The 22,634-nt window shown below is 66.9% G+C and carries 21 protein-coding genes; 5 read left to right on the top strand and 16 right to left on the bottom strand.

All coding sequences use genetic code 11. The features are described from left to right. The 3 genes from KIT53_RS11005 to KIT53_RS10995 all read right to left on the bottom strand — a co-directional run bounded on the left by KIT53_RS11005 (position 1) and on the right by KIT53_RS10995 (position 3,679). A complete protein-coding gene (locus tag KIT53_RS11005) occupies positions 1-2,067 on the bottom strand; it encodes a PAS domain S-box protein (RefSeq protein ID WP_297752078.1) in 2,067 nt (688 codons plus the stop codon). Between the two features lie 62 nt (positions 2,068-2,129). Next, positions 2,130-3,236, bottom strand: coding sequence for a hypothetical protein (locus tag KIT53_RS11000; protein ID WP_297752075.1), 1,107 nt, complete (start codon positions 3,234-3,236; stop codon positions 2,130-2,132). Then, on the bottom strand, positions 3,233-3,679 hold the full coding sequence (locus KIT53_RS10995) for a universal stress protein (RefSeq protein ID WP_297752073.1): 447 nt from the start codon (positions 3,677-3,679) through the stop codon (positions 3,233-3,235). The genes KIT53_RS11000 and KIT53_RS10995 overlap by 4 nt, the downstream gene beginning before the upstream one ends. 78 nt (positions 3,680-3,757) lie before the next feature. Between KIT53_RS10995 and KIT53_RS10990 the strand changes: the two genes are divergently transcribed. Further along, the gene (locus tag KIT53_RS10990) at positions 3,758-4,540 is read left to right on the top strand and encodes a trypsin-like peptidase domain-containing protein (protein WP_297752071.1); all 783 of its coding nucleotides are present in this window, start codon (positions 3,758-3,760) and stop codon (positions 4,538-4,540) included. Positions 4,541-4,569: 29 nt separating this feature from the next. Continuing rightward, positions 4,570-5,628 (top strand): histidinol-phosphate transaminase, encoded by a 1,059-nt coding sequence (locus KIT53_RS10985; protein ID WP_297752068.1) that lies wholly within the window; start codon positions 4,570-4,572, stop codon positions 5,626-5,628. Between the two features lie 41 nt (positions 5,629-5,669). On the opposite strand, the gene KIT53_RS10980 is transcribed toward KIT53_RS10985, so the two are convergent. Beyond that, positions 5,670-6,713: a TRAP transporter substrate-binding protein gene (locus KIT53_RS10980; RefSeq protein WP_297752065.1), complete on the bottom strand. Its 1,044-nt coding sequence runs from the start codon at positions 6,711-6,713 to the stop codon at positions 5,670-5,672. A 216-nt stretch (positions 6,714-6,929) separates the two neighbouring features. Here KIT53_RS10980 and cls point away from each other — a divergent pair, with 216 nt between their 5' ends. Continuing rightward, positions 6,930-8,360, top strand: a complete 1,431-nt coding sequence (gene cls / locus KIT53_RS10975) for a cardiolipin synthase (RefSeq protein WP_297752062.1) — start codon at positions 6,930-6,932, stop codon at positions 8,358-8,360. On the opposite strand, the gene KIT53_RS10970 is transcribed toward cls, so the two are convergent. The 10 genes from KIT53_RS10970 to KIT53_RS10925 form a co-directional block, all read right to left on the bottom strand. Continuing rightward, positions 8,355-10,028: a type IV secretion system DNA-binding domain-containing protein gene (locus tag KIT53_RS10970; protein ID WP_297752059.1), complete on the bottom strand. Its 1,674-nt coding sequence runs from the start codon at positions 10,026-10,028 to the stop codon at positions 8,355-8,357. The two genes, cls and KIT53_RS10970, sit on opposite strands and share 6 nt — an antisense overlap. Positions 10,029-10,046: 18 nt before the next feature. After that, positions 10,047-11,063 (bottom strand): P-type DNA transfer ATPase VirB11, encoded by a 1,017-nt coding sequence (gene virB11 / locus KIT53_RS10965; RefSeq protein ID WP_297752056.1) that lies wholly within the window; start codon positions 11,061-11,063, stop codon positions 10,047-10,049. A 6-nt stretch (positions 11,064-11,069) separates the two neighbouring features. Continuing rightward, positions 11,070-12,146: a TrbI/VirB10 family protein gene (locus KIT53_RS10960; RefSeq protein ID WP_297752258.1), complete on the bottom strand. Its 1,077-nt coding sequence runs from the start codon at positions 12,144-12,146 to the stop codon at positions 11,070-11,072. A 178-nt stretch (positions 12,147-12,324) separates the two neighbouring features. Further along, the gene (locus KIT53_RS10955) at positions 12,325-13,173 is read right to left on the bottom strand and encodes a TrbG/VirB9 family P-type conjugative transfer protein (RefSeq protein WP_297752053.1); all 849 of its coding nucleotides are present in this window, start codon (positions 13,171-13,173) and stop codon (positions 12,325-12,327) included. Positions 13,174-13,255: 82 nt separating this feature from the next. Continuing rightward, entirely contained in the window at positions 13,256-13,948 is a 693-nt protein-coding gene (locus KIT53_RS10950; protein ID WP_297752050.1) for a type IV secretion system protein, read from the bottom strand. An 88-nt stretch (positions 13,949-14,036) separates the two neighbouring features. Next, the gene (locus tag KIT53_RS10945; RefSeq protein ID WP_297752047.1) at positions 14,037-15,260 is read right to left on the bottom strand and encodes a type IV secretion system protein; all 1,224 of its coding nucleotides are present in this window, start codon (positions 15,258-15,260) and stop codon (positions 14,037-14,039) included. Further along, positions 15,191-17,644: a hypothetical protein gene (locus KIT53_RS10940; protein ID WP_297752045.1), complete on the bottom strand. Its 2,454-nt coding sequence runs from the start codon at positions 17,642-17,644 to the stop codon at positions 15,191-15,193. The genes KIT53_RS10945 and KIT53_RS10940 overlap by 70 nt, the downstream gene beginning before the upstream one ends. 10 nt (positions 17,645-17,654) lie before the next feature. Next, a complete protein-coding gene (locus tag KIT53_RS10935; RefSeq protein WP_297752042.1) occupies positions 17,655-18,008 on the bottom strand; it encodes a VirB3 family type IV secretion system protein in 354 nt (117 codons plus the stop codon). Between the two features lie 230 nt (positions 18,009-18,238). Further along, complete coding sequence (locus tag KIT53_RS10930) at positions 18,239-18,604, bottom strand: TrbC/VirB2 family protein (RefSeq protein ID WP_297752039.1); 366 nt, start codon at positions 18,602-18,604, stop codon at positions 18,239-18,241. Between the two features lie 211 nt (positions 18,605-18,815). After that, positions 18,816-19,352, bottom strand: coding sequence for a lytic transglycosylase domain-containing protein (locus KIT53_RS10925; RefSeq protein ID WP_297752036.1), 537 nt, complete (start codon positions 19,350-19,352; stop codon positions 18,816-18,818). Positions 19,353-19,595: 243 nt separating this feature from the next. On the opposite strand from KIT53_RS10925, the gene atpE reads away from it, so the two are divergent. Both atpE and KIT53_RS10915 read left to right on the top strand, forming a co-directional pair. Continuing rightward, on the top strand, positions 19,596-19,841 hold the full coding sequence (gene atpE, locus KIT53_RS10920; protein WP_297752033.1) for a F0F1 ATP synthase subunit C: 246 nt from the start codon (positions 19,596-19,598) through the stop codon (positions 19,839-19,841). Between the two features lie 20 nt (positions 19,842-19,861). Beyond that, the gene (locus KIT53_RS10915) at positions 19,862-20,455 is read left to right on the top strand and encodes a hypothetical protein (protein ID WP_297752030.1); all 594 of its coding nucleotides are present in this window, start codon (positions 19,862-19,864) and stop codon (positions 20,453-20,455) included. On the opposite strand, the gene KIT53_RS10910 is transcribed toward KIT53_RS10915, so the two are convergent. Together KIT53_RS10910 and KIT53_RS10905 are read right to left on the bottom strand one after the other, a co-directional pair. Next, positions 20,376-21,278 (bottom strand): hypothetical protein, encoded by a 903-nt coding sequence (locus KIT53_RS10910; RefSeq protein ID WP_366521912.1) that lies wholly within the window; start codon positions 21,276-21,278, stop codon positions 20,376-20,378. The genes KIT53_RS10915 and KIT53_RS10910 overlap by 80 nt on opposite strands. Then, positions 21,275-22,327: a hypothetical protein gene (locus KIT53_RS10905; RefSeq protein ID WP_297752027.1), complete on the bottom strand. Its 1,053-nt coding sequence runs from the start codon at positions 22,325-22,327 to the stop codon at positions 21,275-21,277. Before KIT53_RS10905 ends, KIT53_RS10910 begins: the two co-directional genes overlap by 4 nt. Positions 22,328-22,634 lie beyond the last annotated feature (307 nt).

Raw genomic sequence — 22,634 nt, 5'->3', positions numbered from 1 at the left:
CTATCCGGGGGATGTCCCCTCGGGAGGATGTCCCCATGTGAGGGAGATCACGGTGCCGCCCTCGGCACAGCGGCGCGCGACCAGTTGCGCGCCGATGGCGTGGGCGCGCTCGCGCATGCCGACGATGCCCAGGTGCCCGGGCCGGCCGGCGGCCAGGGAGGCATCCAGGCCGACGCCATCGTCGGTAATGGCCAGGTGCAGCCAGCGGGCGGTGCCGTCGATGTGCACCACCACCTCGGCCGCATCGGCATGCAGCAGGGCGTTGGCCAGCGCCTCGCGCGCCACCATGAAGGCGGCGTACTCCACGTCGGCGGGCCAGCGCACGCGGGAAGCCCCGGGCGCCACGTCCAGGCGCAGGCCCACCGGCTCGGCACCGACGGCGCGGCTGCGCAGTTCGTTGTCCAGCGCGGCCAGCAGGCCGGCCTCCTCCAGCAGCGGCGGGCGCAGGGCCACCAGCGCCTGGCGCACTTCGGCGATGGCCTGGTCAATCAGGTCCCCGAGCTTGCGCTCGCGCTCGCGGGCCTTGGGAGAAAGCGTCTGCGGCACCAGGCCGGAGAAGGCGTCGTACGAGAGACGGATGGCGCCCAGCGTCTGGCCGAGCTGGTCGTGCAGCGTCTGCGCCAGCCGGCGCGTGGTCTGCTTTTCCTGGTTCAGCAGGCGCTGCGTGAGTTCGGAGAGTTCGTGCTGGTAGCGTTCGAGCGCGCGTTCCGCGCGCCCCCGTTCGGTCACGTCGCGCAGGATGGCGGTGAGCAGCTTGCGCCCGCGCACGGTGATCTGCGAAATAGAGGCCTCCAGTTCCAGCGTCTCCCCGTCGGCCCGCAGACCGGCCACGCGGCCCGCGCCCATGGGGCGCGTGGTCGCCTGGGCGTCGGCGAAACGGCGCAAGTAACCCACGTGGGACGCGCGCGTGCCCGGTGGCAGCAGCGTGTCCAGCGGGCGGCCGATCATGCGCTCGGGGGGGTGCCCGAAGATGCGCGCCGCCGCCGGGTTGAAGAGTTCGATCAGACCGTGCTCGTCCACGCTGATCACGGCGTCGCTGGCGGCATTGATCACCGCCGTCAGCACTTCGCCCTGCTCGCGCAGGTGCTTTTCGGACTCGGAGTACGGGCGAGCCAGGCGCCGCGACACGGCGAAACCGATCAGCCCGATGGCCAGGGCGGTCAGCCCGCCCCAGGTGGCCAGGCTGCGCTCGAGCTGGTGGACGGGTTGCAGCGCGGCGTCCAGCGGTTGCCAGGCCACCACCTGCCAGGTGGTGCGCAGCGCCGAATCTGCGGGACGCACGGGCGCGCGGGACAGCAGCACGGCCTGGCCATTCATGTCGGTCACCACGCTGGTCGCGCCCTCGATGCCCAGCAACGCGCTGCGCCAGACATTCTCGGGCACGGCGGGACGCCCACCCAGCAGAACCCGGCCATCGGCATCCACCAGCGCGACTTCGAGCAGGCGCCGCGCCGCCACCGGCCCCAGCACGCCCTGGCGGCGCTCTTCGAAATAGCTGGCGTCCAGGTGGGCCGCGATGACCCCTGCGAAGTGGCCTTCGTCGTCAAACAGCGGTGACGCAATATCCGCCAGCTCCGCAGGCACCGGAAGACCGATGCTGCGCAGCGGCTCCGCCAGCGCCATCGGCGCATGCAGGCTGCCGAACCACAGGCCATTGCGTCCCTGCTGGAAGAGCGGAAGGTCGTCGATGGAAGCCCCTTCGAGCACGCCGTCGGTGGCCACGCGGACATCTCCGTAGGCGTCGGTCACGCCGATCCAGACATAGGAGCCGGAGGTGGCCTTGAGGCGCTGCATCTGGCCGCGCCAGGCCTCGTCGCGGATGCTGGTCCGGGAGAACGCCCCCAGCAGTTCCAGTTCTGCGGAGCGGCGTGCCAGCAGGCGCGCAAGCTGGTCGGCGTAGAGACCGCCGGCCTGCTCGACCCGGTAGTGGGCGCGCCGCGTGAGTTCCTCTCCCACGGTGCGCTCGGCCGCCAGCAGCACCAGCCCGAGCAGCACCAGGGCCACGGTGACCGGCAGCAGCGGCAGCACCCAGGTGAGCACGCGGTCGCGGCGCTGCGTCTTCAGCATGCGTGGGCAAGGTGGTGCGGTTCCATGGCGCCCTATTCTGGCGCGTGCAGCAGCGCCACGGCTTACAGGCCGTCGAAATCCGCCGGGTTGCGGCTGCTGCGCGTGGTGTGCGCGCGCCGCGAGAGGTAGGTCACCGCGTCGAGAAAACCGTGCAGGCGCACGATGCCCGCGGCTTCGTCGGCCTGGCCCACGGCGGGCGGCAACGCCTGGGACCAGCCCTCGAAAGGCCCGGGGAAAGGCGCGAGCGCATAGAACTTCTGCTGGGCGGTGCGCCAGTCTGACGGCCCCACGCGCTCCAGCAGGTAGAGCAGCCAGGCCTCCTGGTCGTTCAGGCGGTAGAAGGTGAAGGTCGCGTTGGCGGCGTGCAAAGGCGCGCAGGCGTGAACACCCGCCCGCTCGGGGCTGGCTGGCGCGGCCGGACCGTAGAACAGGGGTACGGCCGGCGCGGCGGCGTCGGCCACCGCCTGGCGCTGGGCGTCCACCATGGACAGCCAGTTGCCGTAGATCTTGCGGCCACGCTCGGCCAGGCGCTGACGCGCGGCCTGCACCAGACCCAAGGTGTCCGGGTGATGGGCCCACACAAGTTCGCCGTGGGTTTGCAGGTGCTGCACGGCCTGCGCACGCTCCCGCAACGCCTGGACCGGCGGCACACGGCACTGGAAGACCAGGCGTGCGCTGGTGTCGCCCTGATCGCCTGCGGGCGGCAGGTCTTGCGACGATGCGGTCTCGACGGTGCGCACGTCCAGCCGCACGTCCACGCCGGTGTCCAGCCGCGCGCGGGCCACCGGGCCGTCCTGCTCCGCGTCCACCCGCCACTGCCATTCGCCCATGGGCTGCGCGCCCCATTGCACCTGCTCCCGCAGATGAACCAGCGAACCTTGCAGGGCGACGGTTTCACGGTAGGCCGGCAACACCAGCGCGCCCACACGGACCTGCTCCTGCAGGTGCTCGATGATCAGGCGGCGCAGCATGCGCAAGGCGCCCGCATCGCACCCGGGCCGCTCGTGCGCGGCTTCGTGCGCGAAGTGCCAGTCGTAGGCCGATCCCTGGCGCGCGACCAGCGGGCTGCCGCATTCGGGGCATACGCAGCCGCAGTCGCCGCCGCGCTCCACCTCGCCGATGAAGCGCATGGCGCCGAGGGCGTCCAGGGCCGCGAACAGCCGTATCACGGGGCAGGCAGGCCGTCAGGCACCTTGACCAGGGTGACGGGCACGCTGGCGCGCTGCACCAGTTCCTGAGACACCGAGCCCAGCACCGCCGCGCGCAAGCCGCCGCCGCGCGCGCTCATGATCACCGCATCGCAGGCGTGGCTCTCCAGCAGTTCGGCCAGCAGTTGGGCCGGATCACCGCTGGCCACCACGCTCTCCACCTGCTGGCCTGCGGCGCTGAGCAGCGCCACGGCCGGACGCAGCAGATCGCGCCCCGCTGCATCGCTGACCTGCTGCAGCACAGCCGGGTCGTGGGCGACCACCAGCTCGTACAGATTGGCCGAGGCCTGCACATTGGCCACCAGGAAGCGCGCCCTGAGTCCCTCGCCCACCAGACGCAACGCATGGTGAACGGCCAGCAAGGCCTGTTCGGAACCATCGACGGGGATGAGGATTTTCAGCATGGGCACTCCTGGGACGACAAGGGGACCCCCGATGATGCCACCCCGGCCTGCATCCGGAAAACCTGCCAAACTGCCGCCATGACCACGATCACCTCGCCCGCTCCCGTCGATCCGCTGTTCCTGGCCGCACCCAAGGTGGCCACCTTCCTGGGCGACCGTGCGCTCACCAACGCCAGCGGCTTCTTCTTCGAACGCGAAGGCCGCCTCCACCTCGTCACCAGCCGGCATGTGGTGATCGACGAAGACAGCGGCCACCAGCCCGACCGCATCGAAGTGACCCTGCACCTGGACGCGGCCGATCTCACTCAGACCACAGGCTTCTCGGTGCCGCTGTACGCCGATGGCGTCGCCACCTGGCGCCAGGGCCGCGACAGCGGTGGCGAAATCGACGTGGCGGTGCTGGCCCTCGAACGGGCGGCCCTGCCGCCCGGTGCCATCGTCCGCGCCTTCACACCGTCGCACCTGCAGACGGCCTATTCGGCGGTGCCGGCAGACACCTCGCTGCTGGTGGTGGGTTTTCCCCTGGGGTTTCACGACGCGCGCCACCACCTGCCGGTGCTGCGCCACGCGGTGATCGCATCGCCCTTCGGCGTGCGCTTCCAGGGCGAGGGCTACTTCCTCACCGACGCGCGCACGCACCGCGGCATCAGCGGCGCCCCGGTGGTGATGCGCGATGCGGCACCCAGCCTGGCCACGGCCGCGCTGCCCTGGAAACTGCTGGGCGTGCATTCGGCCCGACTCGACATGGGCAACCGCGACCAGGTGCTGGACGAGTCCCTGGGCCTGAACTGCGCCTGGTACGCCGACATCCTGCTCACACTGACCGGCCCCAGCCCCGCCGCGGCGGCGGCACCCACCTGACGTCGAACATGCAAGGCGACAATGGCCCCATGCCATTGCCCATCCGACCCGCTGTTGCGGCCAGCCCCGACTACCCCTTCCACGCCATCGATGCGCCGGTCAAGCTCGACCAGAACGAGTCCTTTGCCGACTTCCCGGCGGAGCTCAAGGAGCTGGCGCTGCAGCGCCTGCGCGACCTGCCCTGGCACCGCTACACCGACCTCAACGCCGAGGCCCTGTGCGAAGCGGTCGCGCGCCACGAGAGCTGGTCCCCCAGGGGAACGGTGGTCACCACCGGCAGCAATGTGCTCATCGCCTTGCTGGTTCAACTGGCCGGCATGGGCGCACGCGTGCTCACGGTCAAGCCCAACTTCTCGCTCTATGGTCTGGACGCGGGCCTGCTGGGTGCCGCGCTCACCGAAGTCCCCCTCAAACCCGACTTCTCGCTCGACATGGACGGCCTGCGGACGGCACTGGCCGAACCACCCACACGGGGCGGCGTGATCTTCCTGCCCCGGCCGCACGCCCCCACCGGGGCGCTGTGCGAACTCGGCGAACTGGAGGCGCTGGCGCAGGCCAGTGAGGGCTGGCTGCTGGTGATCGACGAGGCCTACCACCACTTTGCCGATGGCGATGCCCGTGACCTGGCGTGCCGCCATCCGCACGTGCTGCTGCTGCGCACCTTCTCCAAGGCCTGGGGCCTGGCGGGCCTGCGCATGGGCTATGCGCTGGCCAGCGACGACGTGGCACGGCAGCTTCGCAAGCTGGTGCCGCCGTTTGGCGTATCGGTGCTGCAGACCGTCAGCACCTTGGTGGCGCTGGAGCACCCGGACTATGTGCGCGAGCGCGTCGCCCACACGCTGCGGGAGCGCGAACGCATGACCCAGGCGCTGCGCTCGCACCCGACCTGGCAGGTCATGCCCTCACAGGCCAATTTCCTGCTGGTGCGAACACCCGATGCGCAGCGCGCCTTCGACGCGCTGCTCACACAGGGTGTGCTGGTGCGGCGACAGGACCGCCTGCACGGTCTGCAGGGTTGCCTGCGCGTGACGGTCGGCACGCAGGCGGAGAACGACGCCTTCCTGCGCGCAGCGGCCGCCGCTCCCTGAGCCGGTCCGAAAAAAGAAAGCGCCGCAGGAACCGCCAGCGCTCAGGCCTTGGGGCGGTACTTCTGGATCAGGGAACGGCCGGCATCGAGCAGCTTCTTGCCGTCCAGTCCCTTGCGGTTCATATCGTCCACCCACTGGCTCACGATGGGGTCGCAAAGCTTGATGAACTCTTCGGTCTCGGCACGGCCCATCACGCTAACGGTGTTGCCGCGATCCACCACCGCCTTGCGAACCACCGGGTCGTACTCGGCGATCACCCGGCCGTACATGCCCGACGTCTCCAGGCCTGCGTTGTTGTCGATGACTTTCTGGAGATCCGGTGGCAGCGAGTCGTAGCGGGCCCGGTTCATGACCATGAACTGGATGCTGTTGTTGAAACCGGGCATGCCCTTGGCGAACTCGGTGTGGAAGTTGGTGAGCTGATCCAGCTTGCCGGCAGGCACGGTGTCCCACGGCAGGATGGCGCCGTCAATCACGCCCTTGGACAAGGCGTCCGGAATCTGGGGCAGAGGCATGCCCACGGGCGTCGCGCCCACGGCGCTGAGAATCTGCGTGGCGATGCGGGTCGGGCCGCGCATCTTCAGGCCACGCAGGTCGGCCGCCTTGGTGACGGCGCGGCGCTTGTTGTGCAGGATGTTCAGGCCATGGGTGTGGAAGGCCAGCACCTTGACCTCCTTGAATTCGTCGGCGGCCTGGGTGGTGAGGTACTCCCAGGCGGCCTTGGACGACCCCTCGCCGTCGTAGGTGAAGAACGGCAGCTCGAACACCTCCGAGCGCGGGAAACGGCCTGGCGTGTAGCCAGCCAGCGACCAGGCCATGTCGACCACGCCGTCGCGCGCCTGGTCAAAGAGCTGGGGCGGCGTGCCACCAAGCTGCATGGAGGCATAGCCCTCGAACTTGAGTCGGCCACCCGACTCCGTTTCCATCTTCTTCATCCAGGGCACGATCACGCGGCTCCAGACATTGGACGTGGCCGGCACGAAGGTGTGCACGCGCAACGTGGTCACGTTCTGGGCCAGAGCGGGCAACGCAGGGGCGGCCACGCTGGCGGCGGCGGCCTTGATGAGGGTTCGGCGGTCGAGCATGAAAGGTCTCCTTCGTAACGGTTCGATCGGGCGGATCGGCGAATCCAAGACGGGGTATCTCCACCGCCTCAAACCCTGTTAGGTTGATTTTTCAACAACGAGGTATCGTAAAGGAAAATATGTCCAATGTCACAATGGTCTGATATTTTCAGTAACACTCCGGACGCGACCTGTGCTCCAGTCGGGGGTATTCTTCCGGCGTCCTGGAAGCTCTGAATGGAAGTACCCCACCCACGCAAGCCCCTGGCACGCGGCGCCAGAGGCCTGCCCACGCTGATCCTGGTGCTGCTGGCCTGCCTGCTCGGGCTCGCCGGCTGCAAAAGCCTGCCCGTGGTGGTGCCGGACCTGGCCACCCGCCTGCCTCAGCGGCCGGTGCAGATGGAGGGCGCGCGTGGGCCGCTCACGGCCTCGCAAAGCAAGGCGGTGCTCGACCGGCTGCGAGCCAGTGGCCAGGACTCCGGCATCTTCGCCCGGCATCTGGCCCTGGAAGAAGCCATCGTCGGCAGCCCGCTGATCACGGGCAACAAAGTGCGCCTGCTGCAGGACGGCCCGGCCACCTACCAGGCAATGCTCGCGGCCATCGAGTCGGCCCGCGACCATGTGCACATGGAGACCTACATCCTGGACGACGACGAGGTCGGACAGCGTTTTGCCCAGGCCCTCATCGACCGGCAACGCCAGGGCGTGCAGGTGCACCTGATCCGCGACAGCGTCGGTACGCTCAACACACCTGCCGCGTTCTTCCAGCGCCTGAGCGACGCAGGGGTCAGGGTGCTGGAGTTCAACCCCGTCAACCCCGCCTTGGCGCGCAAGGAATGGGAGCTCAACGAGCGCGATCACCGCAAGCTGCTCATCGTGGACGGGCGCATCGCCTTCCTGGGTGGCATCAACATCAGCGGCGTCTACACCAGCGGTTCGCTCGGCGGTGGTTTCTCCCGCGGTGCCTTGCATGGCGAGGAGGCCTGGCGCGACACCGACGTGCAGATCGAAGGGCCGGTGGTGGCCGAGTTCCAGAAACTGTTCCTCGCCACCTGGGCGGCGCAGAAGGGCGATCCCATGGCGCCCGGCGAGCATTTCCCCACGCCGCGCAAGATGGGCAATGACGTGGTGCGGGCCATCGGCAGTTCGCCCGAAGAACCCTTCAGCCAGATCTACGCCACCTTGCTCTCGGCCATCGGCAGCGCGGAAAGCAGCGTCTACCTGACCAACGCCTACTTCGCGCCCGACCCGCAACTGCTGGCCGCGCTGGAGGCCGCTGCCGGGCGCGGCGTGGACGTGCGGCTCATCCTGCCCAGCAAGACAGATTCCTGGCTGGTGTTCCACGCGGGCCGTGCGCACTACGAACGTCTGCTGCGGGCAGGTGTGCGCCTCTTCGAACGCCAGGGCGTGGTGCTGCACTCCAAGACGGGCCTCATCGACGGCGTCTGGGCCACGGTGGGCTCCACCAACCTGGACTGGCGCAGCTTCCTGCACAACCACGAGCTCAATGCCGTGATCCTGGGAGCCGACTTCGGAGCGCAGGTGCAGGCGATGTTCGAGCGCGACCTGGCCGCCTCGCAGGAAATCACGCTGGCGCAATGGCAGCGCCGGCCGCTCGACCTGCGCTTCCTGGAAGGGTTTTCGCGCCTGTGGGAGTACTGGCTATGACGTGCCGGACGCGTACGTCGACGACATGACGGGGTCGGCGGGCGGCGCCTCCAGCCGCGCCTCGAAGGGCACGCCGATCTTGGGGAACAGGTGCGAAGCCAGCGACAGCTTGGTGATGGGATAGTCCCCGGCGAACGACACATAGGCCTTGAGGTTGGGCAGGTCCTGGATCTGGCTGGGCAACAACGCTTTCTCCGTGACGTTGCGGCGCGAGATGGTCCGCGAACTGTTCTTCAGCGACCAGCCTACCGAACGCTGGGTTTCCTTGCGAACGAACTCCATTTCGCCCACGCCTTTGCTCAGTTCCTCGGCCGTTGCCGGATCGGTATGCGGAATATTGAGGAAGAGCAGGTTGCGAAAGCAGCTGCGCAGCGTGACCGCCTTCTCCTTGCCGTACAGGTCATCGAGCTGCGCGGTCGACTGGATGCCGCAGAGAAAGCGCGCGCCGTGCTTGCGCCCCTTCGTCAGCCCGGCCTCCAGGCTGCTGAGCTTCTCCAGCGAGGCCAGTTCATCGCAGACGAACCAGGTCGGGCGTGGCGGCCCATGGACCGGCGCGGACAGGGTGGCCGTGATGACGACGTCGAACCAGGTGGAAATGAGCGAACGCAGGGCATCGGCCATGTCCTCGCGCCAGGTGATGTAGAGATTGCCGGACGCCTGTTCCAGCCAGTCGCGCAGCGAGAAGTCCCCCTGGGGCATGTGCTTGTGGGGACCGAGGTGCTTGGTGGCGATGAAACGCGTGGAACCCATGGTCTTTTCGGCACCTTCGCTGAACATCGACGCGGCGGCTGTGTCGGCCATGTACTCACCCAGCGTGGGAATGGGCAGTTCGCAGACGAACTTGATGAGCACGCTGGTCTCGCGGCAGCCCTGTGACCAGAGCTTGTTCATCACCTCCTTGAGCAGGAACTGGGCATACCCGTTCCATTCGCGCATGTCACCCGTACCGTCCGGCACCACGCTGCGGGCGAAGCGCTCGCAGTCGTAGGTGGAGCGGATCTCGTTGAAGATGGACCAGCCCGGCGTGCGGCGGTCGAAGGGATTGAGCACGAGGTCGCCGGGCCGGGCAAAGATGGAGTAGTAGTCGCCATTCGGGTCCACGACCAGCACACGGTCACCCCGCTTCACCGCACCGGCGAGAATCTCCTTGATGGCCTGGGACTTGCCCGCTCCGGTGGTGCCCGCGACCAGCATGTGCAGCGGCTCCACCGCGACAGGAATGGGCACACCGCCCACGGTGGCTTGCGGCACGTGGCGCCAGAAATCGCGCCAGATCTGCGCCGGACCCGGCTTCTCGTGCGCGAACTGGAAAGCCGCTTTCACGCGCAGAAAGCGGTTGCGCACCGTCTGTTCGTTGGTCATGCGCTTGAGCACCGGCACCGAAGCAAAGGTGGCGCCGCGCACATGACGCGAAGGTTTCATGTGAGGGTTGCCCAGCAGCCAGGCCAACCAGACGCCCACCAGACTGAGACCGTAGCCCACCGCCAGGCTGCCGATGGTGATGGGCAGCAGGTTGGACGCGCTGAACGCCAGCATGGCCGCGGCCTTGAGATTCGCACCCATGGGGGGCTTGAGCTCGAAAGCCGCAGCCACCCAGGTCATCCAGAGGCCAGTGCTCAACACCGTGCCACACAGGAGGCCACCCAGCGCCAACCAGAACAGCCGCATGGCAGTGCCTCTCTCTCGTCAGGTGATCTCCGGACCTGGCGCGCTGAGCCGGTCGCGGGGACCAAACCACACCTGCGTCACACCCCGGAAACCGTTGTCAAACCGCTTGAACTGGATCACCACGTCGATCACCGACTGGATGTAGGCCAGCAGGGCGGGACCGCTCATGGCCTGGAAACCTTCGCGCCGCTTGACCATGAAGCACAGGCGTTCAAAGCACAGGCGCGGACTGTCCGCATGGATGGTGGATATGGAGCCGGGGTGCCCCGAGTTGATCAGCTCCAGGAAATCGGCCGCCTCCGCGCCGCGGATCTCACCGAGGAGAATGCGGTCCGGCCGCAGCCGCATGCTGGCCTCCAGAAGATCGGTCACTCCGACCTTCGCCACGCCCTGGCCACCTTTGCTGGCGATCAGCGAGAGCTTGTTGTGCTGGGACAGCGAGATCTCGGGCACGTCCTCGATGGTCACGATGCGCTCGTCGCTGCGCATCTCGTCGGTCAGGGCACGCATGGTGGTGGTCTTGCCGGTGGACGTGCCGCCCGAGATCAGGATGTTCTTGCGCAAACGGACCGCCCCTTGCAGGAACCCGACGAGATCCCCGCCATCCAGCATGGCCGTGAGTTCGGCGTCGCTCTGCTCCGAGGTCCCGTGGCCCTCTGACCGCATCCGCAGCGATCCGCTGCGCGCCAGGTCATCCAGCGAGAAGCGTTTCTGGGACGGCAGGCGGATCGCCAGCCCGAACATCTCCGGCAGGCAGCCCGGCGGCATGACCACCTGCACGCGTTGGCCCTCTGGCAGTTGGGCCGACAGCAGGGGTTGGCGCGCGCCCACCGTCTGGTGCGAGTAGGTGGCGATCAGATCGGCCAGTTGCGTCAGCCGCCGCTGGTCAAACTCGGGAATCTCGAGCGGCACCCAGGCACCACCGGACTCGACGTACACCTCGCGCGGCCGGTTGACGATGATCTCCTCGATGTGCGCGCTGTCCAGCAAAGGCTTGAGCGGCGCCAGGTAGGAGAGCAGGGCGGCGGTGCTCATGGGTGTTCAGCGCGGCAGCGCCACCTTGGAGAGATCCAGGTCACGCGCCACGAGAATCCGGACACGGCTGCCCTGTGGAATCTGGATCGTGGGGCCGACGTTCTCCTGCGCCTTGAGAACACCCTCGACGGTCGAGTTCAAGCCTTTGAGCGACTGGCTGCGCGACTCGCTCCCCCAGACAACCACCGAGCCATTCCGATCTGAGGATGCGCTGTCGGCAGCGGTCTCTGCCGCCAGACCCAACATGGAGATCAGGAAAGCAGCGCCAAAGCGCTCCATGAAGTGGTTGTCGACCTCGCCGGACATGCCACTGCGGCCCAGGCCATCGGTGCCAGGACTCATGATCTTCAGGCTCCGGCCATCGGGCAGGATGACGCGTTGCCACATCACCAGCACCCGCGTCTGTCCCGGGCGGACGTCCTTCCGGTACCGTCCAACCAGGCGCGACATCCTCGGGATCACGACCATGCGGCCGGTCTCGCCATAGACATCCTCGTCCACCATGGCGCGCGCGGCCCCCTGCAGATCCGTGTGGATGGCCGTCTCCAGGACGGCGGGGATCATCTTGCCTTCCAGGATTTGCATCTCCAGTGCCGATCTGGCTTCTTCCAGTACGGCGGGATGGCTGTCCGCGACCACGGCGTTCGGATCCTCCGCGGCAGGCATCGATGCGGCAGGGACCGGCATCGGCGCGACCAGCGGAGCACCAGATGCCACCCCGGCATCCTTCGACGGTGGTGCCGACGCGGCCGCGCCGTCAGAACCTGAGACCATCAGCGGCGCCATGCGGCGCTCGCGCCGGGTATCCCGGGCCGCCGAGTCCTGCGGCACTGCGGTGGCCTTCACCGCGGGTTCGACCGGTGGCAGGACCGTCCCGGGCGGCAGGGGGGGTACCGCGGCCGACGCCGCCGGCGCGGCGACGGGAACGGGTTTGAACACAGGCTCCACAGGCTGCGGGGATGGTGGCGGCGACGTGCGCGGCACCGGCCGCAACTCGGGCTCGGGCAACGCGACCGCCTTTTCATCCTTGCGGCCGCCGGATGTGAAAACCATGTAGAGGATCACACCGGTGGCCAGCAGCACCAAGGGCCAGACCAGCCTGCCCAGAAGGGCGGGCTTGCGCCTTACTGCTTTGTTGATGGGCTCTCGTGGCGCCGACAAGGGCCCTTGCTCACGTGGAAATTCGTCTTCTGTCTGCATGGTGTTCCGTCCTCCAAAAAAGCAACCGATGGCCGAAGCAGGGATGTCTGCCTGCGCAGGTTCACCGCTCCTTCAGGCTGCTTTCCGGGCGTTCTGGATAGGCATCGTTGAAGACACAGGCGATCTCGGCGTTGCCCGACAGCCGGAACACCAGTTGGCGCGTGACCTTCTCGATGACCAGCCATTCGCCTTCGCGCCGGAAATTGGCCAGGGTTTCTTTCTTCTGGGTGTCCACCTCGAACACGGCAGGCACGCTCTCGTAGTGGGCGAAGCGCAGGTAGGTGAACTCGCCGTCGTCCAGCACCTGCAGCGGCGCGGCCACACGCGAGCCTTTGAAGGAGTAGCTGAAGTTCCATTGCGTGGGCGACTTGCGCCGCGCCTGCGGGGTCTGCCCGATGGACAACCCGGTGCCAGCCCCGACCGTGGTCCGGGCCTCGCGAACGGCGGCCTCCGTGGCAACCTGGGTCTGCACTTCCAGCTGCCGCGCCTCGTCCTGCGGATACCGGAACCGCACGCGGTAGGTGAGGCGACCGTCGTCCACGCCCATCGGCTGGAAGGCGAGCAGGTTGAAGGTGTACGCGCGCCGGGTCGTCTGCACCAGCATGTTGGTCTCGGCCTTGTCCTCGTGCGGCTTCAGGTACAGCACGTTCTCCCGCGTGACCGCCTGCCACGCCGCGGTGTCCCCGAGTGAGACGGCGACGATGCGTTCATCGGCACCGAATTCCACCGCCAGGGTATACCCATAGGCCCCCAGCAAACGGATCACGGCATCTGGGTCGTAGGCGACCATGCGGATGCGCTCGTCCACGCGCACCGGTTTGCTCTCGACGCCTGTCGAAACCACCGACGGCGGCGCGATCTTGGCCGGTTTGCGCAACAGCTTTTCGGAAGCCTGGGCACCACAGGCCATGCACAGAGCAACAAGAAGGCAAGCGATTTTTTTCATGGTGAACCCTGGAAAAGTGGGTGGTTGTGACGAAAACGAACGGGCATCACGGCGTGCGCACATTGGAGGCGTCGCGCCGGTAATTGGTCACCTGGAAGCCAAACGGGTTGAGGAGTTCACCCGCGGGCGTGGGTTTGAGCGTGAAGCGGAACTCGACGATCGCCGCCCATTCGTAGGTTCCGGTGACGCGGCCATCGACAGACTCCTCGGACTGGAACTGCACGTGGGCGACACCGTCCTTGAGAAAGGAGATCGAGTGCACCTTGACGGCGCGGCGCAGGCGAGGCCCCATGGAGCGATCCTGAAGACTGCCACCGAAGAGCGCAGACAGCCGGGGCTCCAACGTCGGTCCCGCGAACATCCGCACCGTGTCCGCACGTTGACGGACGTCGGCATCGCTCCAGGTCTCCGCCGCCAGGATCCACTGGTTGATGTGGAACTTGCGCACCGCATCCATGCCGGTCAACCGTTGTGCGTCGTCCACGTCGTACCGGACATGGCGGACCGTCTGCGTGGCATCGTTGTAGGCGATGGTCACCACCTCGATCTTTTCACGGGAGAAGACCACGAACATCGCCAGCGATGCAGCGATCGTGAGCAGCCAACTGACCGCCGCGAACAGGTAGGCCCGGTTGCGAGCCACCTTGGAACTGCGCACGAAATCCGCATCCCAGCGAGCTGCCGCGGTGTAGTAGAGCGACTCCGGCGACGGTCCGTCCGCGTTCTCAGTGGGAGGCATAGGCAGTTCCTTTGTTGGCTAGAAGTTCGACGAGGGTGTTGTGGGCCATCTCGACCATGGCTCGCTCGTATTCATGGAGGGCATGTCGCTAGCCTCCGCCCAAACCTTTGGCCGCGCCTTTCATGGCGCCAGCCTTGATGCCGGCGGGGCCACCGGCCGCACCCATGACGCCGCCCTTGATCGCTCCCACGCCGGCGTCCACGCCCTTGTGGATCTGCCCGACCAACCCTCTGGCAGCGTCGTCCCCCAGGTTGGCCAGCAGCGACCCCACCAGACCCGAGGCAAACTGCGGCACCTGCGCCACGGACTTGGCCAGGGCGTAGTACAGCAGCAGCGTGGCGATGATCGGCCCGAAGAGCCTGAGCGTTGCCGACGCTCCACTCGACCATGTCACGCTCCAGGCGGTCTCTCCGTGCGTTTCCATGATGTTGATGGCGGCCTCCCCGACCAGCAGCACCAGCACCAGCAACATCGGCGTCAGGATGAAACCCAGCATGCCGCGGAACCAAGCGTCCGTGTACGACCGCGTTGGCTTGAACAGCGCCAGGGCGATGAAGATGGGCGCCACCGCCAGGCAACTCGTCAAGCCCAGGCGGGAAAGCAACAGCACGATGAACACGCTGGCGTACAGAACGATGGTCATCACCAGCTGGATGACACCGGCGATGTTCCCCATGATGTTGGGGAAGGGCACAGGAAGGGGAATCGTGATCCCGCCGAACAACCCTGACCCAGGAATCGGGATGTCAATCGTCGTCAAGGTGGTGAAGTCCGGAATGCCGACAATCTTGGCGTAAGCAGACTCCAGTTGACCCATGAACGCTCTGTCCAGTACCGCGCCATCAAACCTGGTCACCCAGGTAGACGTGGGTGCGTCGTAATGAAGGGCAAAAGCAAACAGCTTGGGTGCGCCCGGAATGACACCCCCTGCTTCGAGCGGGCGGGCCATGGCGCCGGCCAGGCCGCCATAGGTGTCCCAGACGATGGAGAGCACCCATTGGTCAAATAGCGGCCAGTTCAGGGTCAACTCCAGAACAACGGCCATCTTGACCACCAGCCACCCCGCATCCAGCAGCGACTCCCCCTGGATATTCCCTTTCATGAAGCGGAAGCCGTAGGCAATCACCAGCAATATCATGCCGCTGCGAAGGGGTGCCGCCACGAAATCGCTGAGGGCCTCATACCCCACGTGAATCACGTCCTCGCGCAGAACGGTATCGACCCGGTCCAGCACAAAGAAGATCATGACCGCCCCCCTGAGGCCGCAGCCCCGGATGCTTGCTGGTAGCGGGTCCTGAAATGCGGCAGCCATGCCTGCGGCGAACTGCCGTGCAACTCCATCAGTTCGTCCATCAAGGCCACCGTGTTCTTGTTCCCCGACAGCACCGCGATGTGCTCGTCCATGCCCTGCATGTCGAGCTGGCAGACGCTCACGCCCAGGCTGTTCTTCACCAGGAACCAGCCACGCCCGGGCCGCATGGGCAGGTCGTTGCGGATCATCTCGAACTGCGATGCGTTCAGGCCCAGGTAGCCGCGGTACACGTCCTCCTCGGCCTTGGGGTTGGGAAACAGGATGAAGGTCTCCGATTGCTGCTTGAGCGCAGCCGAGATGTGGGACTGCATCACGGTCTCCGGCGTCTGCGTGGCGAACACCAGGAGACCGTTGTTCTTGCGGATCACGAACTCGAAGTTCTCGATGCGCCGGGCCACGATCTCGTCGTCCAGCATGCGCCAGCCCTCGTCGGCGAAGATGGCCATGGGCTGCCCGTCGAGCAAGGTCTCGACGATGTAGAAGAGCCAGGTCAGCACGGCCGGCCGGATCTGCTTGGCGTCCAGCACATAGGTCATGTCAAAGCCGATGACCGGGTTCTGCATGTCCAGCGCATTCTTGGGGTTGTCGAACACCCAGGCGTGCTGGCCGCGGCCATAGCGCGGGTGGTCGTACCAGTCCAGCAGCCGCTTGCCCAGCTTGTCCTGCTCCGCATTGCCAAACATGGGTGCGACGTGGCAGAGCTGCCGCAAAGCGGGCTCGAGATCGAAGGCTCCGGATACCACCTGGCGGATGCGCTGCCGGTCGGTCGTGTTCACGGGTTCGCCGCCCTCGTCGGTCAGCAGGGCCTCGAACCAGTCCACCAGGAAGCCACGGGCCGTGGGCGTGTCCGGGAGCTGCAGAGGGTTCCAACCCGTAGGCCGCTGGCTTTCGATGCGGAAGTAGTCGCCGCCGATGGCGCGCACGAAGATCTCCATGCCGCGGTCCTTGTCCAGGAAGACGCGGCGCCCGCCCAGTTTCAGGCTCTGGGCAAACAGGAACGAGGTGGTCAGGGTCTTGCCCTGGCCAGTCGGGCCCAGCACCAGCGTATTGCCCCGGTCGGACACATGCAGGTTGAAGTGGTAGGCCGTGCCCGATGCGGTAGGCAGCACGGTGATGGCCGGCCCCCAGACGGATTTCGCTCGCCCTCCCAGGTAGTTGTGGCAGCTCGCGAAGGACGCAAAGTTCTTGGTGGAGATGCGCGCGCCACGGGCAATGAAGCGGAAGTTACCCGGCAACTGCGCGTAGAACGCAGCCTCCAGGTTGACGTCCTCGCGCACGCAGGTAACCCCTTGCTCGGCCATCGCCGCGTCGATGGCGGCCAGCCGGGGGGCGATGGTGGTGTCGTCCTCATCCCACACCAGCAACGAATGGTGGTGCAGGCCGAAGCCGGCCTCGCCCTTGGTTTCCTCCATGGCCAGGTCCAGCGCGTAGATCTGGCTCTGCCCCGAGTCACCCGCGTTCAGCAGGCGGTTGCGCTGTTGCTTGATGGCGGCCTCGCTGCGCGTGCGTTCCTCGAAACGGAACGACTGCGTGGCGCAGAACTCGAAGGGCAGCGTGAGCAGGCCGTCGTACAGCGTGGCGGCCGACTGCGAAGGGTATTCCTTGACCGAGATCATCCCCGCGTAGAGCGTGCGGGCGGTATGGCGAAGCTCCACCACTTCGTTGCGAAAGATGGTCCTGGCCACCGGCAACACCTCTGACACGGGCCGGTCGGGCACGGCGTAGTTGCGCTCCTGCAAATTGATCAGAAAGCCATACAGCTGCATCAGCTCACTGCAGGGCACGCCATCCTTGGTGGGTGCCACACCCAGCCTGCGGGGCAGGTAGGGCTTGAACACCTCGGTCAATGCACGCATCGCATCGTCCAGAGCCTGCAGGGACTTGATCTCGTACGCTTCCCGCTCGCGGTCGTCCAGCCGTTGGGACAAGGTACGGGCAAAGTGGTCGAGTCGCTTGGCCACGCCCTGCCCTGGCTTGTAGACCAGGGTCAGGTAGATGTCGTTGCTGTAGAGACGGCGCTGCGCCAGGCGGTCGCACCAGGCCCGGTTCAAGTCGTTCAGGAAGCTTTCGCGGGGGAAATCGCCCTCAGGCAGCACATGGCGGCGACGGCGCACGAAGTGGTGGTAGAGCGCAAAGTTGGAGTTGCTGAAGGTCTTCCAGAGTTGGTTGCGCACCCGCTTGAAGATGTCGAGCTCGTCCGAGTCCGCCGTATCGAACGGCAGCCCGCCCAGGTGCAACACCTGCATCAGGCTGCCGTCCAGGGTTTTGAGCGTGTGCGCATTCAGGTGCGTCACATACGGAATGCACCACCGTGCCGCCTGCGCTTCCTGCTCCAGCTTGCGCAACGTGGCATCGCTGTCCTTGCCGCCCAATCCACTCCACATGCTTATCTCCTCAGCGCCGGCCCGAAGACCTGGCATCGGGCCTGGCACAGCCTCCCGGATCGAACGACACCCCGCCCCAGTAGGCCGAACGCCGCTGGCCCGCCGAGAAGTTCGCCAGCTTGACGCCCCAGAGCTGGAACACCCGCGGGTCGCGCTCGCACATGGCATAGCCGAAGACGTACAGCGCGGGGGCAGACAAGGCCGCGTAGACCATGCCCTTCCCCCCGCCGATGCCCAGGAAGATCAGCATGACCATGATCATCATCATCACGGCGTAGATGTCGGTAACGCCAAACATCATCGGCGGGCGGGCGAGCGCCAGAAACACCGCATCGCTTTCGCACTGCATCTGGTTGTCGGACATAACGGACCTCCTGCAGAATCCGGATGGACATCTGTTGCTGGGACTATTGCTGGACGCTGTCCGCCAGTACGTCCGCCTGCGCGAAGGACTGGTTCAGCGGACGGGAGGGTCCACAGTCTCGCGACACGGATGCACACGGTGGTGTCGGCGCATTCAACTCAGCGCTGGTGCAGGCTTGCAACAGCAGGACGCACAGGGCAAGGGCATAGGCTTTCATGCATGCCACCCCGTCACCGGACACCGGCAACATCGACAAAGAGAACGTCGATCACGCTGGTCGCGGAGAAAACGATGCCCACTCCCAGCACCACCACGACCACACGGGTCCACTCCATCTTCCCGGTCAGGCCTGCGATACCCGCTCCGATGACGGCGACGATGGCCAGGGACCGCGCCACCGTGCCATTCAAGGTGGCAATGAGGTTGGTCAACCCCTCGGAAAGCGTGGAGCCCGCAAATGCATCCCCAGCGGTTGCCGCATGCGACATGTCGCTGGCCACCAGCAGCAGCATGGCGATGGCGAACAGCATGAACAGGCGCATGACGCCTTCGTCTTGGTGGAACGGACGCATGACCGTTTGGATGGTGGTCTTCATGACGCGATCTCCTGGTGTGATGCCCTACCGCATGAACCTCCCTGGGTCACACAGGCATGGCGGGTTGAAAAATCGGTATGCAACAAAGAGGGAAGCAGTGGAAAAAAGTCTATAGAGCGGCATTGCATTTCGTTCCATTTGTGACGAACCACAGCCATGCATGAATGAAGGAGCGAGTAGAGGGCGCCAAGCGACATGGCGTACACGCGGATCAGGGAACAAGCCGCCCCATGCGGCGCAGTTCCTGTGCAACGCGCACTTGGTAGCGCTGGTTGAAACGGGGCGTGACGCTGTGGTACGCCCCCACGGCGAACCAGGTATTGCCATGGCGCAGGATCTGGTTCTTCAGGTGCCAGGCCGCGACGTAGGTGCCCACACAGGGATCGAGCAGGTGAGCGCTCTCCAGACCGTATTCCCGCAGGCGAGAGAAATGGATGCTGTTGATCTGCGCAATGCCGACGTCGATCGAACCGTTGGCGTTGCGGCGCACCGCATGCGGAACAAGGTCCGATTCGACACGCAGGATGGCCAGGAGCAGATCGGGGTTGACGCCATGCCGGCGGCTGGCCGCCTCCACGCAGTCGGCCACGGCGTGCTCGCGCACCTGCCGCTCCTCGGTAGCCAAGCAGCGGCCGTTGGCGCCCGCAAACAACGCCAGCCACACCACGCCGGCCACGAGTCCGTGCATGCGCACGGGAGGAAACACCCCGAAGCGGCGCGCACCTTGCACGAGATGTTGGAGGCTCATGGCATGTCCCTGCTTCTCCGGCAGGCTTGGCAAGCCGGCACGGAAGTTCGATCCGGACCGCAGGCTACGCGGGGCGGACCGGACCGTCTGCAGAAGTTCTCAAGCTCCCGCGGAGGGCCACGAAGCCACGCGCCTCAGGCACAGGCATGCCGCCTATGGCGCTACCGCATGACCTCCCGCGTCATGGACCGTCCGCGCACCCGGATGCACAGTGAGGCCATGGCACACGACAAGGAGAAGTCCATGAACGACATCACATCACTTCCGGTGGCGGTAGGCCACATGATCGGATTGGGGGCACTGGGCTCCTGCATCGGCATCGGCCTGATGGCGGGCCGGTACCTGGAGGCTGCCGCACGCCAGCCGGAAATGGTGGACACCCTGCAACCCAAGGTATTCCTGCTGGCCGGCCTGCTCGACGGTGCCTTCATCATCTCTGTCGCCCTGGGTATATGGTTTGCGCTGGCGAATCCGTTTGCGTCCGCTTGAGCGGCAGGGCGTGGTCTTCAATGCGGGAAGCAGCTCCGCTGAGGGTGCTGGTGGCTGGCGCGGCCGGCCCCCTGGGCGGCGGCTTGCTGCGCGATGCATGGACCTGCGAGGCGGCGCACCAGATCACCGTGCTCACGCGCCAGCCGCTGCGCCCCGTCTCGCCGCGCCTTCGGTCGGGCTGGGCGACAGACGAGGCCGAGGCATCGGTATGGCTGTCCCGTCTGCCCGACCAGGACATGGCGGTCCTGCACACCGGCCGGCCACGCAGCGAACGCGAAGCCGTCTTCTGGTCTCCCCGCCGAAGCCAGTTGCCCGCGCTGGCTCAGGCCTTGCGAGTGCGCGGCGTGCGAGCCTTGCTGGTGGTGCTGGCGCCGGGAGACCCGGCGTTCAGCCCCCAGGAGCGCGCCGCGCTGGAGTCCCTGGCATTCGAGCATCTGGCCTTGCGGGATCCCCCGGCTGACACGCTCCGCGCGCAGCCGGCCGCGTGCTTGGCGCAGCGCTGCGCCGACTGGATGATCCGCACCCTGGTGCGGTTCATGGCCGCACCAGCGCCGGTCCGTCGGCGGCGTTCTGCACGCTCTCCCACCAACCGCTCATCAGGCCCTCGGGCTTGACGCGGGCCTGCACGCGGGCACTGGTTGGCCACTCATCCTGCTGCACGCACAGGCCCGCGAACACGCCATAACCCGGCCCGGCGGTGATGGTCTCCGGCGAGGCCAGGCTCTCGCCGGCGCGGATGGCACCGCCCGCGGCGATGGAATCGCCGGCCCGGATGCCCTGGCCGGCATCCAGGTGCGCGCCGGCATGCACGGCCCCGCACACGAGAATGCCTTCGCCTGCGCGAATGTCACCGTCCGCCTGCAGGTCGCCGCGCACCTGCAGGCTGCGGCCGCAGTGCACCCTGCCGCGAGACACCAGTGCCCCACCGACGGCCACCCGACCGCGAACATCCAGGTCCTGTTGACAGACCACGTCCTGCGTCGTGCGCAGTTGACCCTCCACCCGCACGGCACCCTCGATGTCCAGGCGCAGGGCATGCACGTCGCCACCCGCTTCGATCGACCCTGTCTCCAGGCCACCGTCCACCACGATGTCGCCCCCTGCCCTGGCCGCACCACCCACGCGGACATATCCCCCCGCACGCAGCGTGCGTCCCACACGCAGCACCGTGCCCACATCGATGTCGCCGCGCACATCGAGAGATCCAGCGAACACAATGGCCTCGCCCGCCAGACGATCCAGGCGCAGCACCGCATGGGTGGGACCAAACTGGTCGAGCAGCCAGCAGGCATCGTCCACGCGGCCATCGGCCACGAGCGCGTCGAGCAGCGGCTGGTAGTCGTGCCCGTCGGGGTGGTGGCGCAGCAGCCAGCGAAATCCCTGCGCGCACGGGTTCTTGGCCTTGACCAGGCGACGGGAGATCTCCAGAGCGCTCATGGCCATGCCGCCCCGCGGCTTTGCGCCGCCCGCAGACCCAGCCAGCGGACCAGTGCTTGTCCGGCCCGGCGTGGCCAGGGTTGACGAGGCAGCGGCACGGCCAGAACGTCGATGCCCAGCGCGGCAACGCGGTGCACCAGCGAAGACCGTTCTCCCGGCCAACAGCGGCGACGGCGATGACCCAACAGCACCACGCCGTGCCAGGCACTGCGAGCATGTTGCGCCAGCACCTCTTCCACGTTGCCCAGCAGCACCGTCAGCATCGGCCGCCACCCCGCCGCGCGCAAGGGCAACGCCCATTGCTCCAGCGACTGGTAGGCCCGCATGCGCCATTGGCGCAACATGTGGTCAAACACCACGTGCTGCGCACTCTCCCGCGGCTCGGGCACCGGCATGGTGGTTTCCAGGACGTGCACCAGGTGGATGCCGCGGGCAGGCGCCAGTGCCTGCGCCCAGGGCAGCAACACGGCATCGGCCGGACTCAGGCGGGTGCAGCAGTGCAGCGTGGTGAAGCGGGTTTCCGACGCATCCTGCACCACCCACACCGGCGCGGATCCAGCGCGCAGCAACACCGTCAACAGGTCCGGCATGAGCGCCCGCGCCGCGGGCGGCTCATTGGCGTCGACGAGGCAGACCAGGTCTGCCCCGTCGACCAGCGCCAGCAGGTCGCGGCGGCTGCGCAGAACACCGTCCACGAGGTCGACGCAGACCCCCAGCCGCCTCCGCAGGAAACGCGCACGCTGGGCCAGGCGAGCCAGCGGATCGACCAGCCCGCTGGGATGCTGGCCTTCGTAGTAGGCCAGCACCAGATGGGCTCCCTTGGCCACCGCATGGCGCGCCACCTTGCGCAGGTGTTCACCGGTCCGCGCGCGCAGCGTGGTCAGCACCAGCCACCGCGCGGGCGGTGCGGCCAGGCGCATGGGCCCGGACTCGCGTGGCAAGGGCACGCCGCTTTGGCCATCACCCGTCTGCGGCAACAGCGAGCGCCACGGAGGACGCGAGAGCGGCGGGACGGCGAGACGCCTTCCAAGGGACAGGGACGACCACACGGACTACTCCTTCCAGACACCGGACCCTCGGAACGTCGAAGGCCACGGCAGGTTTCGCACGGAGCTCTGGCCCGGCGATGGAAGGTGTGCGTGATGAGAGAGGGAGAGGGTTTATCGCCGGGCCGGGGAATCTGCGGCCTGACAGGGCAGGCCACAGCGCAGCACAGGTTGGACCTGCGAACGGCGAACAAAGGCCACACGCTGCCGCGCAAGGCTGCGGGCATGGGTCGCGGTGGCGGGCAGGTGGAACATGCGGCGAGTCTAGGAAGGGGGGAAAGGCCTGTCAAACGGGGGGAGTTCCCTGCAA

This window comes from Hydrogenophaga sp., assembly GCF_026125785.1.
In the GTDB taxonomy this organism is placed as follows: Bacteria; Pseudomonadota; Gammaproteobacteria; order Burkholderiales; family Burkholderiaceae_C; genus Hydrogenophaga.
Note: the sequence above shows the minus strand (reverse complement) of the source record. Positions and strands in the feature narration are given on the sequence as shown.